The sequence below is a fragment of the Bradyrhizobium sp. LA6.1 genome, from assembly GCF_040547805.1.
Classification (GTDB): Bacteria; Pseudomonadota; Alphaproteobacteria; order Rhizobiales; family Xanthobacteraceae; genus Bradyrhizobium; species Bradyrhizobium barranii.
This window is the reverse complement of the sequence record NZ_JBEPQK010000006.1, coordinates 83,324-95,209: the sequence shown is the minus strand read 5'-3', so window position 1 is coordinate 95,209 and position 11,886 is coordinate 83,324. Positions and strand designations below refer to the sequence as shown.

Annotated in this window: 9 protein-coding genes; 3 read left to right on the top strand and 6 right to left on the bottom strand. The window is 63.3% G+C overall.

The features are described 5' to 3' along the window. Window positions 1–14 precede the first annotated feature (14 nt). The 3 genes from ABIB99_RS17260 to ABIB99_RS17250 all read right to left on the bottom strand — a co-directional run bounded on the left by ABIB99_RS17260 (window position 15) and on the right by ABIB99_RS17250 (window position 3,808). Window positions 15–2,213, bottom strand: coding sequence for a TRAP transporter permease (locus ABIB99_RS17260; protein WP_063983840.1), 2,199 nt, complete (start codon window positions 2,211–2,213; stop codon window positions 15–17). Window positions 2,214–2,255: 42 nt separating this feature from the next. Further along, window positions 2,256–3,419, bottom strand: coding sequence for a TAXI family TRAP transporter solute-binding subunit (locus ABIB99_RS17255; protein WP_354176768.1), 1,164 nt, complete (start codon window positions 3,417–3,419; stop codon window positions 2,256–2,258). Between the two features lie 167 nt (window positions 3,420–3,586). Further along, the gene (locus tag ABIB99_RS17250) at window positions 3,587–3,808 is read right to left on the bottom strand and encodes an acyl-CoA carboxylase biotin carboxyl carrier protein subunit (protein ID WP_135214343.1); all 222 of its coding nucleotides are present in this window, start codon (window positions 3,806–3,808) and stop codon (window positions 3,587–3,589) included. A gap of 94 nt (window positions 3,809–3,902) precedes the next feature. On the opposite strand from ABIB99_RS17250, the gene ABIB99_RS17245 reads away from it, so the two are divergent. After that, window positions 3,903–4,877 carry an IclR family transcriptional regulator gene (locus ABIB99_RS17245; protein WP_354176766.1) on the top strand — a complete coding sequence of 325 codons (975 nt, stop codon included), beginning with the start codon at window positions 3,903–3,905 and terminating at the stop codon, window positions 4,875–4,877. Then, window positions 4,807–6,366 (top strand): acyl-CoA carboxylase subunit beta, encoded by a 1,560-nt coding sequence (locus ABIB99_RS17240; protein ID WP_354176765.1) that lies wholly within the window; start codon window positions 4,807–4,809, stop codon window positions 6,364–6,366. Before ABIB99_RS17245 ends, ABIB99_RS17240 begins: the two co-directional genes overlap by 71 nt. Window positions 6,367–6,857: 491 nt before the next feature. On the opposite strand, the gene ABIB99_RS17235 is transcribed toward ABIB99_RS17240, so the two are convergent. Then, entirely contained in the window at window positions 6,858–7,133 is a 276-nt protein-coding gene (locus ABIB99_RS17235) for a DUF3303 domain-containing protein (RefSeq protein WP_038941960.1), read from the bottom strand. Window positions 7,134–7,402: 269 nt separating this feature from the next. On the opposite strand from ABIB99_RS17235, the gene ABIB99_RS17230 reads away from it, so the two are divergent. Next, window positions 7,403–9,439, top strand: coding sequence for a molybdopterin-containing oxidoreductase family protein (locus ABIB99_RS17230; RefSeq protein ID WP_354176762.1), 2,037 nt, complete (start codon window positions 7,403–7,405; stop codon window positions 9,437–9,439). Between the two features lie 20 nt (window positions 9,440–9,459). Here the strand turns inward: ABIB99_RS17230 and ABIB99_RS17225 are convergent, their stop codons facing one another. Next, window positions 9,460–10,935 carry an FAD-binding oxidoreductase gene (locus ABIB99_RS17225; RefSeq protein ID WP_354176761.1) on the bottom strand — a complete coding sequence of 492 codons (1,476 nt, stop codon included), beginning with the start codon at window positions 10,933–10,935 and terminating at the stop codon, window positions 9,460–9,462. 170 nt (window positions 10,936–11,105) lie between these two features. Beyond that, window positions 11,106–11,873, bottom strand: coding sequence for an amino acid ABC transporter ATP-binding protein (locus ABIB99_RS17220; RefSeq protein WP_354176760.1), 768 nt, complete (start codon window positions 11,871–11,873; stop codon window positions 11,106–11,108). Window positions 11,874–11,886: the final 13 nt, after the last annotated feature.

Here is an 11,886-nt window from a genome sequence, read left to right as displayed (position 1 = left end):
TTTGTGCAACGCAATCAGGGCACGCGCAACCCGTCCGGCACCACGGCCTGCCGCCGGACCAGCAGCAGGGCGATCAAAACCGTGGGCACGAGGATCGCGAGGCCCAGCAGCGTGACCTGCATCTGCGACAGCGGCATGATCCCGCCGCCCGGGGTGGCCACGACAAAACCGCCGATCACCAGCAGCACCCGCAAAGGCCACTCCATCAGGCCCGCGCCGCGAAGGTCGCCGACAAAAGCCTGGTAGCCCTGGATGCCGCCGCAGATGAAGACGATGCCGAAGCAGGCAAGTCCGGTCAGCCCGAATGCCTCCAGATACGGGTTGCTGCCCTGAAGCAGCAGCGCCGGATTGAGCACGAAGAAGAACGGGATGAAATAGATGATGCTGCCCACCCACATGCTCTCCCAGCCCGTCTTCATCGCGGGAGCGCCGGCAATGCCGGCCGCCGCGAAGGAGGCGATCGCCACCGGCGGCGTGATCGAGGACAGCATGCCCCAGTAGAAGATGAACATGTGCACCGCCATCTTGTTGAGCCCGAGCTTCTCCAGCGCCGGCGCCACCAGAATGGCCAGGAAGATGTAGCAGGAGGTCGTGGTCAGCCCGAGCCCGAGGATCAGGCTGGTGATGGCGCACATGATCAGCAGCAGGAAGGCATCGCCCCCGGCGATACTGAGCAGGTCGTTGGCGAGGCTCGAGATCACGCCGGTGAGCGAGAAGGCGCCGATCAGCAGGCCACAGCCGGCGAGGATCGCGATCAGCTCGACGAAGGTCTTGCCGTTGAGTTCGAGGAAATGCAGCCAGCGCGCGCCGCCCCAGTTCTTGCCGGGGAAGAATTCGTTCAGTGCTGCCAGCAGGCACATGCCCCACAGCGCGGCGTTGAGCACGCCGAACCAGAACATCGCAGCCGTTGCCGCGATCGAACCGGCGAGCACCAGCGTATTGCCGAGCCTCCAGCGCGCCGGCCCGGACCATTGATGCAGGATCACGAGCAGCACGGAGGCGTAGAACGGCGCGTGGCTCTCGCGCTTGAAATACAGCAGCATGACCACGAGCACGACAATCACGAAGAGATAATACCAGCCCTCCTTGAAAGCGTCCCAGAAGCGCGGCAGCTCGGCGCGTGGCAGGCCCTTCAGCTTGTGGCGGGCGGCATAGGCGTCGACCTGCGCGAACAGGCCGACATAATAGAGGATCGAGGGGATGGTCGCGGCGAGCGCGACGTCGGCATAGCCCGTGTTCATGAACTGCGCCATGACGAAGGCGGTGGCGCCCAGCACGGGCGGGGCCAGCACGGCGCCGGTCGAAGCGCAGGCCTCGATCGCGCCGGAATAGGACGGCGTGAACCCCGTCTTCTTCATCGCAGGGATCGTCATCGTGCCCGCCGTCAGCACGTTGGAGACGATGCTGCCGCCGACGGTGCCGAGCAGGCCGGAGGCAAACACGCAGACCTTTGCCGCGCCGCCGCGGAAGGTGCCGCACATCGCGAAGGCGATGTTGATGAAGAATTTGCCCGCGCCCGTCATCATCAGCGCGGTGCCGAAGACGAGGAAGCCGATCACGGTGTCGGCAAAGGCCTGGATGGGAATGCCGAGCAGGCTCTCACCGGAGAGCATGTGATAGGACGTGGTCTGCTGCAGCGTCGACTGCGTGCCGCGGAACGGCCCGAGCCAGGAAGAGTCCGCAAACAGCGGATAGAGCGTGAAGGGCAGCACGCTGAGCAGCAGGCTCCAGCCGCCGGTGCGCCGCAGCGCCTCCATCAGCACGAACCACATCACGAGCCCGGCGGCGATGACGTTGCCAGGCGCGCCATCGAACTCCCAGCCGAATTGCGCGGCCTTGCGGATGTTGAGCATCAGCCAGATCGCCGAGCCGAAGGTCGCGGCGAACAGCAGCAGGTCATACCAGGGGATGCGGTCGAGCGGCGCCTTCTCCGATCCCGGAAAGATCAGGAAGGTGAACGGGAGCATCAACGCGATCAGCAGGTAGAAATATTCGGTGTTGAGCTGGGTGTAGTCGATGAAGAACCGCAGCGAGAATTGCTGGTTCACACACAACAGAATAGTGGCTGCGGTGGCCGCCATCAGCACCCAGCGCCACGCGCCCTTCAATGTGCGGACGCGCGTGACCTCGGCTTCCTGCAAGTCGGCGGCGGCGCCGAGATGCGGATCTGCGAACTCAACCTTCGTCGCCGGCGCTGCCGCAGTCTCTGACATCGGCGCTCTCCTAAAACAGTTCTGCGGCAGGCAGCTTGACGGTCAGTCAAACCCGTTCGGCATGTCGGCCTTGGCCAGCGCCGTGGCGCGCGCCTTCATCCAGCCCTCGAGGAAGGCCTTTTCGTCCGACGGCGGATTGGACTTGCCGTAATCCGCCCACGCCGCGCCAAGCACTTCCTGTCGCTTGAACAGCTTGTTGTTGTGGGCGTCCTGCGCGTCAGACCATTGCCCGGCTTCTTTCAAGGCCTTCACCGCGCCGGGATGCACGGGCACCACCCAGTTCTTGGTCTGCCGGTCGGCGGCGAGCCCGCCGGCGCCGGGCGCGGAGTCCTTGTAGGCGTCGTAGCTGACGATCATCGCCTTGGTCATCGCATAGACCTGGTCTGCCGGTTGCGAGGCATAGGCGACGAAGATCGGATAGGGGTAGTTGCCGAGCTCGATCGGCTTGTCCAGCGTGATGCCGGCGCCGCAGGTTGCCGTCTGCGGGAAGAAGAACGAGCCGACCTTCTGCATCCGCGCCCAGCCTTCCTTGTCCTTGGCGGGCAGCGGCGGCCAGACCAGACCGCGCGGCGAGGTCTCGGCTTCCTTGGCGGGGCCGGTGATGGTGGTGCCGAAGGCGGCGTCGGTGTCGTTGTTGATCAGGCCCTTCCACATCGCGCCGTAGCTCGCGAACTCGACGACCTTGACATCCTTCTGCGTCAGGCCTGCGAAGGCGAGCACCGCGAGCGAGTTCTGGTTCAGCGCGGGCGAGCCGACGACGAAGCCGACGCGCTTGCCTTTCAGGTCTTTCAGATCTTTCACGCCGCTATCGGCTGCGACCCCAAGCGAACCGCAATTGCAATCGACGCTCGAGAGCATGATCTGGAGCGGCTGCGGGCCCCATTCCTTCGAGCCGAACTCGAACACGCCTTCCTGCGCGAAATAGGTACCCGATCCCATCGCCGATGACGCCGCGCGCTTGGCGCGCAATGGTGCAAGCCGCGCGACGTCGTTGCCTGCGGGCAGCACGCGCACATCGGTGCCGTATTTGTCCTTCATCATCTTGCCGACGCCGACCGCGATGTTGAAGCCGGCGGTGCCGGTGTCATAGGCGGTGAACGTCAATGTCGCCGGCAGCTTGATGTCTTCGGCGATTGCATAGCTTGTAGACGCAAAAGAAATGCCCGCAACCAAGGCAGGCGCGAGCATGGTCAGCTCACGAAGCATTTTTCCCTCCAATGATCCTCGCGTTTGCCGCGAAGAGTTTCATTCTTTGTTTGAAACAGTTTTTTGTTTGAAACGGATCATGTCATCGCGATCAGGCGATGGCAACGCCGTACCGCGAACGCGGCGATGAGGCAGACAGATTGTCGCGGAAGCCACGGATAATGCAGTCAGTTCGCGACGATCGCGATCGCCTGTCCTTCGGCGACGACATCGTCGAGCTTGACGAGCAGCGATTTGATCGTGCCGCTCGCGGGCGAGGGCACAGGTATCTCCATCTTCATGGCTTCGACGACTACAACGTCATCGCCATCCGCAACGGTTCCTCCAACTTGCACGGGAGTTGCGCAGATGCGACCCGCGACCTCCGTGACGATCTTAATTTCTGGCATGCCATCGCCTTTTTGTTGTCGTTGCAAAATGCCTGAGGTAGCGTCGTCTGCAAGTGGAATTTAATTCCGCAGAGCGGAACGAACGGTAGGGAACATGGGACGACGATCGGAGCGGTTAAGCAGGCAAGGTGCGCTCGCTGGCGATGCCGGCGAGGGTGATGTCATCCAGGTGGTGTCGCGCGCGTTCGACGTGTTGCGATGCTTCGAGGGCCATGAGGCCCGACTCGGCAATCTCGAGATTTCAAATCGCTGCGGCCTGCCGCGCTCGACGGTGTCGCGGCTCACGCACACGCTGACGCGGATGGGGCAACTCGTGTACCTGCCGCGCGACCAGAAATATCGCATCGGCCCGAGCGCGGTGGCGATGAGCGCCTCGATGATGAAGGGCGCGCAGCTGCGCAGCATGATCCGGCAGCGGCTGCAGGAAGTCGCCGAGCAATTGCCAGGCACTGTCGGCTTCGTCGTCCCCGATCGCTTCCATCTGGTCTATCTCCAGTTCGCGCGCTCGGCGACTGCGCTCGGTCTGCATGAGGGCACCGGCAGCCGCATCTCGATGGCCTCGACGGCCGCGGGCGCGGCCTACACCGCGGCGCTTTCGCCTGAAGTCGGCGATGCCTTCATTACGGACATGGAACGGGAAGCGCCCGAAGCTGCAAAGATCCTGCGGCCCCGCATCGAGGCCAACAGGCAGTCGTTGCTCGAGCGCGGTTATGTCACGGCCTGCGGCCTGTGGAGCCCGCACATCAACGGCCTCGCGGTGCCGATCTGGTCGCCGCAATACCAGACCTTCGTCGTCATCACGATCGGGCTGTTGTCGTCGATGTATGACGAGCAGCGTCTGCATGCGGAAGTCGCGCCGTTGATGGTCGCGCTCGGCCGCTCGCTCGGAAGCCTGATGGAGGGCGCCGAAGGTGATGTCTTCAACAACCGCCTCTCGCGCAAACCGGTCGCAATGGCCGTGCATAACAATAACAAGCCGATCAATTCGGAGGGAGTGAATGAACTGGAAGCCGGAACTCGACGAGCTCGCCCGGCGCGAAGCCTTCGCGCGGGAGATGGGCGGCGTTGACAAGGTCAAGCGTCAGCATGACCAGGGCCGACTGACTGTTCGGGAGCGTATCGACAGACTGATCGACAGCGGCACCTTTCACGAGATCGGTGCCGTCTCCGGCATCGGTGAGTACGATTCCAGCGGCGAGTTGCAGAAATTGACGCCGGCGAACTGCGTGTTCGGCCGCGCGCGCGTCGAAGGCCGCACGGTCGTCGTGGTCGGCGACGATTTCACCGTCCGCGGCGGCTCGGCCGATGCGTCGATCTCGGCCAAGCCGTTGATGGCGGAGGAGATGGCGCACGACTTCCGTCTGCCCATCGTCCGCATCATTGAGGGCTCCGGCGGCGGCGGCTCGGTCAAGACCATCGAGACCAAGGGCGCGGCCAATCTGCCGGGCGGCATCGGCGGCACGCGCTGGTATCGCTTCACGACGGAGAATTTGTCGCGCGTGCCGGTCGTCGCGCTCGGTCTCGGCTCGGTCGCGGGCCTTGGCGCGGCGCGCCTTGCCGCCAGCCACTATTCCATCATGACCAGGAAGTCCGCGATGTTCGTCGCGGGGCCGCCGGTGGTGAAGGCGCTCGGGCAGGACCTCTCGAAGGAGGAGCTTGGCGGCGCCGACATCCAGACTCGCGCCGGCGCGGTCGATCACGCCGTCGATACGGAAGAAGAGGCGTTCGCCTGCGCGCGACGTTTCCTCTCTTATCTGCCGTCATCGGTCTACGAACTGCCGCCGACCTTGCCCTGCACCGACAATCCGGAGCGCACCGAAGAAGCCCTGATGAATGCGGTGCCGCGCAACCGCAAGCAGGTCTACAAGATGCGGCCGATCGTCGAGCAGGTCGTCGACAAGGGCTCGTTCTTCGAGGTCGCCAAGAATTTCGGCAAGCCAATCATCGTCGGTCTCGCCCGGCTCGAGGGCAGGGCGGTGATGGTGCTTGCGAGCGACAGCTTTCACTATGGCGGCTCGTGGACTGCGGATGCGTGCCAGAAGGTGGTGCGCTGGGTCGACTTCGCGGAAACGTTTCATCTGCCGATCGTCTATCTCATGGACTGCCCGGGCTTCATGATCGGCCTCGATGCCGAGAAGGCCGCCACCATCCGCCACGGCGTCCGCGCCATGGCCGCGGTCAACCAGACCACCGTGCCCTGGTGCACCGTGATCCTGCGCAACGCCTTCGGTGTCGCCGGCGTGGTGCATCAGCCCGCCGACCGCTTCTCGATCCGCTACGCCTGGCCGTCAGCCTATTGGGGCTCGCTGCCGCTCGAAGGCGGCATCGAAGCCGCCTACCGTGCCGACATCGATGCGGCCGAGGACAAGGCGGGCAAGCTCAAGGAGATCCAGGAACGTCTCAACAAGCTGCGTTCGCCGTTCCGCTCCGCCGAAAAATTCTGGGTCGAGGAGATCATCGATCCCCGGAAGACGCGGTCGCTGCTGTGCGAGTTCGCGAGGCTGGCCGAGCCGCTGCGGAAGGCGGGGCCGCCGGAGAACATGACGATCAGGCCTTAGGTTGCGGTCATGGCGAGCAACCGGGGGCGCGCGAAGCGAAGTCCCGATGACGGGCTCCGCGAAGCAATCCTGACTTTACCCGCGGAGGCCGTCTGGATTGCTTCGTCGCTTCGCTCCTCGTGGAGCGGCGCGGTGCAAGTCGTGATGCGTGGAACCATTTCCGGCGCTGTGCATTCAAACGCGCATGAGGAACCTGTATTTCGGCATCGGGGCTCTCGCCGCCGCGCTGGTTCTCTTTACGGTTTGGCTGGGCCAGCATGAACGGGAGGCATCAATCGATCGCCTCGAGCAATGGGTGATTCCACGCCCGCCACCTGAGCGCTAAAGGAATCGCGGCCGTCACTGACGGCCCTATCGAAATACCCGCAAACACATTCGTTGTAAGCCGCCACGGAAACGGCCACGCCTTCGGCCGGACAGATCGACATTTTAGACCTGCCGGGGATGTCACTGCCGCCGGTCTTCAGCGGCAGCGACATGAGGATTGACGATTAGCGCTTGGGCAGCGAGGCCATCACTTCGCCCGCGTCGCCATCCTCCAGACAGGGTGTGACGGTCAATGGGAGCAGGTCAGCCCACTGTGCGAGCCACCGATACATCGCCTTTGGATCGCTCGATTCAGAGATCGCAAATCCCTGTCCGTTCATGCCATGCCACCGGCCCAGCATCTTGACGCCTTCGGGTGGCGCTCCGCCGGTTTCCAGAAAACGGCTGACGGCCGCATTGAAGGTGCCTTGAGGTACGCTCCAGGTTGTAATGAATTTCATGCGATTCTCCCATAATCTGAATTATTGGATGAATGCCGCGGCTGCGCCGCCCGCGCACAATAGCGCTGGCGTGTCGAATAACAACGGCGAATGAAGCCGCGGGTTAGTGCGATGGAGGCGCCGTAGCGGACTTGGTCGTGTGTCACCGGCGTCCGCCGGAGAACATGACGATACGGCCGTAGCGGCGCGAACGGGGAACTCATTGGGGCTGCCGACCTATCCCGTCTCTGATAAGATCATCTCGGGAATGAGACCGGGAGGGCTCGCTCATGTCGGCTGTCGATGCGAAGATCGTCCGCACCATGTGTCCGATGAACTGCCACCCGACGTTTTGCGGAATGCAGGTTGAGGTCGAGAGCGGTCGGCTCAAGACGCTGAGCGGAGACAAGGATAATCCGGACAGTGCCGGGTTTCTTTGCGTTCGCGGGCGCGCGACCAGCGAGATCTTCGGCAATCCGAAGCGACTGCTCTACCCCCAGATTCGCGACGATCGCCGCACCGACATCTGGCGCCGGGTAAGCTGGGACGAGGCGCTGGATTTCATGGCGAAGCGGATGCGGTCGGCTGGACCCGAGGCGGTGGGTCTATGGGCGGGGCATGGCGGCTTCACCGTGGGCAGTGCCGTGACGGTGCAGTTGATGCAGCGTTTCGCGCATATGTATGGATGCCAGAACTGGCATCCTGCAATGGTCTGTTGGGGGCTTGGCGGTTTTGGAGTGGGTCTGACGGGCGCGCTCAAGGTCAATACCAAGGAGGATATGGCTGAGAACTCGAACATGATCGTGCTTTGGGGCGCGAACATTTCGAGTCAGCCCAATACCGCCCGTCATATCGTCGCGGCTCGGCGTCGCGGGGCAAAAGTCATCACGATCGATGTAAGGAGAACGGAAGCGGCGGCTCAATCGGATGAAGTTTTCCTGATCCGCCCTGGATCGGACGCTGCGTTCGCTTTGGCCGTCATGCACGTCATCGTCACTGAAAAGCTCTACGACTCTGAGTTTATCGAAGCGCATACCGTCGGCTTCGCGGAATTGTCGTCTCACGTTCTGCCCTTCACGCCGGCCTGGGCAGCAGCCGAGACCGGTCTTGAGGAAGGCCAGATTGCGTCGTTCGCCAGAGCGTACGCGTCCACGCGACCAGCCATGATCCTTCTCGGCGGCAGCTCCATGCACAAGAGTGCCAACGGCTGGCGCGCGGCGCGTGCGATCAGCTGTCTGCCGGCGTTGACCGGCAATTTTGGGGTTGCAGGCGGCGGTCTCGGCCCACGTCATGGCGCCCACAGTGCGGCCATGTGCAATCTGAATACGGGTGTGGCACGCGCGTCGGGCAATTATGTTGCCAATCAAATGCCCGACATCGCAAAGGCCTTGTCCGACGGGCAGCTCAAGGTTTTGCTCCTGCTGGGGACCAACATGCTGTCGTCCTTCGCGGACGCCGGTGAAATCTCCCATGGTCTCGACAAGACGGGTCTGGTCGTTTGCGTCGATCTGTTCATGAATGAAACGGCGCGGCGTTTCGCCGATGTGTTGTTGCCTGGAACCGCCTGGCTCGAGGAATTGGGATTTAAGGTGACGAACACGCACCTCTATCTGATGGAGCGTGCACTAGAGCGGGAGGGAGAGACGCGCCCGATCTATGAAATCCTGAGTTCTTTGGCAGACTCCCTCGGGCTTGCTGACTTCTTTCCGTGGGCGTCGATCGAAGAGGTGATCGATGTCATCTTGAATGACACGACAACCGGCCATGCGACTGTTGCGTCGCTGCGCGCTGCCGGCGGCTTTTTGCCTCTTAACGTGCCCGCGGTCGCCTATGCGGATCGGAAATTCGATTCACCGTCCGGGAAGATCGAATTCTGCTCGCCGCAGGCGGCAAGGCTCGGGCTTCCGCCACTTCCGGTGCATGGCGGCGACCAGGCTTCGCCCTATCCGTTGTCGCTGAGCTTCGGAAGGACGCTGACACATTTTCATTCGTTCTATGACGAGGGTCAGGCTCTCCCGGCATTGGCAAAGCACAATGTCGCCCCGCAACTCTGGATATCGCCGGTGGATGCAGAGGCGCGTCAGCTCAGCAACGGGGATGCGATCAGGATTTACAATCAACGGGGCGAGTTCGCGGCAAAGGCCTGCGTCACCGACGACGTGAAGCCCGGGGTGGTCTGGATGCGCGATGGCTGGGTTGGCCTCAATCATCTCACGTCCGGCGACGCGGTCCTGACCGGAGACGCTCTCAGTCTTTTTCACTTCTCCGTTGGCCAGTCCGACTACGGCGCCCGCGTGGAGGTCGCGCGAAGGCAGGCATCGTTGTAGACGAGGCTATCCGGCGTCGATCAGAGCCGCAGCACCTTGCCCGGATTCATGATGTTCTGCGGATCGAGCGCGCGCTTGATGGTGCGCATGATGTCGAGCTCGGTCTTCGAGCGGTAGTGACTGAGCTCGTCGAGCTTGTCGATGCCGATGCCGTGCTCCGCCGAGATCGAGCCGCCCATCGAGGTGATGAGATCGTTCACGGCCCGCGTGATGGCGGACGAATATTGGGTCAGCGTCTGCTGATCCATGCCTTTGGGGCCCATGAACGAGAAATGCAGATTGCCGTCGCCGATGTGCCCCAAAGGATAGGGGCGAATGGTCGGGAGAATGTCGAGCACGGCCTTGAGCCCCTGGTCGATGAAGCCGGGAATCCTGGAGATGGCCACCGACACGTCGTAGCTCAGTCCCGGCCCCTCGGCACGGGAGGCCTCGGCGACGCTTTCCCGGATGCGCCACATGTTGCGCGATTGATTTCCGGTGTGCGCGATCGCCGCGTCGAGCACGCGGCCGGCCTCGAGCTGATCGGCGAGAAACTGCTCCAGCTTCTCGGTCATGCCCTCGGTCCCGTCCTGTCGGGCCCGCGAGGACGACCATTCAAGCAGGAGGTACCATGGCGTGTCCGCCTTGAGAGGATCCTGGGTGCCGGGGATATGGCGCAGCACCATGTCGATGGCGCTGCGGCTCATCAGCTCGCAGGAGCCGACATTGTCCCCTGATGCCGCATGCGCTTCCGACAGGATCTCCAGCGCCGCGCGCGGATCGCGGATCGCCAGCCACGCCGTGCAGACGTCCTTTGGCGCGGGCCATAGCTTGAGGACGGCCTTCGTGATGATGCCCAGCGTTCCCTCGGCACCCATGAAAAGGTGCTTGAGGTCGTAGCCCGTGTTGTCCTTCTTGAGCGCACGCAGTCCGTCCCAGACATCCCCGTTGGCCAGCACGACTTCGAGCCCCAAGACGAGATTGCGGGCATTGCCATAGCGGAGCACCTGCACGCCGCCGGCGTTGGTCGACAGGTTGCCGCCGATCATGCATGAGCCCTGGGCGCCAAGGCTGAGCGGCAGGAACCTGTCGTGACGGCTTGCGGTCTCCTGAAGCGTCTGGAGAACGCAGCCGGCCTCGACCGTCATCGCGTAGCCGACGGCATCGACGTCCAGCACGCGGTTCATGCGGCCGAGCGACAACACGATGCCGGTGTGCGCCGGCCAGGGCGTGGCCCCGCCCATCAGACCGGTGTTGCCACCCTGCGGCACGATCGCGACGCCGTGCTCGTGGCAAAGCCGGACCACTTTCGAGACTTCCTCGGTGCTGCCAGGACGAACGACGGCGCCCGCGCCGCCAACCAGCAATCCGCGCCAATCCGTCACGAACGGCTGCTTGCCGTGCTCGTCCTCGATCAGGCCCTTCTCGCCGACGATCGCGCGCAACGCATCGCGCATCCGGGCGGTCAAAGGAGCGGTCGGGATGGTGGGTAGGGAGGACGGGAAGGCAGCCGGCATTTTGTTTCCCCTGGCGCATCTTGGTGTGCACTGCGCACGTAACGTGCGGGGGCATTCTCCACGTTTGCGGCGCGGAGTCTAATGGCAATATGTCTCGAAGCGGGGACCGTGGACGAACGCGTCGAGCAGCTGCCGTCACCGACGGCGCTTGGTCTCGGCCGAGCGGGATTCTAGTGGATGATCTGGTTCAGGAAACCCTTCGCCCGTTCCGTGCGCGGAGCCCGGAAGAATGTCTCCGGATCGGCCTCCTCCACGATGCTTCCGCGATCCATGAAGACGACCCGATCGGCGACCTCGCGGGCGAATCCCATCTCGTGCGTCACGCAGACCATCGTCATTCCATCTCGCGCCAGCTCGACCATGGTGTCCAGCACTTCCTTGACCATCTCGGGGTCGAGAGCGGACGTCGGTTCGTCGAACAGCATGATCTTGGGCTGCATGCACAGCGCCCGCGCGATGGCGACGCGTTGCTGCTGACCACCCGACAATTGCGCGGGATACTTGTCCGCCTGATCCTGGATGCGGACCTTCCGCAGCAAGCCGAGTGCGCGATCGCGCGCTTCCGCTTGCGAGATGCCGCGAACCTTCATCGGAGCCAGCATGCAGTTCTCGGCGACCGTGAGGTGCGGAAAGAGGTTGAAGCTCTGAAAGACCATCCCGACCTCGCAGCGCACGCTGTTGATGTCGGCCATGCGGTTGCTCAATTCGAAACCGTCGACGACGATCCTGCCGCCGTCGTGTTTCTCGATATGGTTGATGCACCGGATGAGCGTCGACTTGCCGGAGCCCGAGGGGCCGCACAGCACGATCTTCTCGCCCTTGCCGACCCTGAGATTGACGTCGTTCAGCGCATTGAATGCGCCGAATCGCTTCATCACATTCTCGACGAGGACGATTGCACTGGGCTGCGTGGCATTGCTGACAGTCGCTTGAGGCATGTTCGTCTCCCGA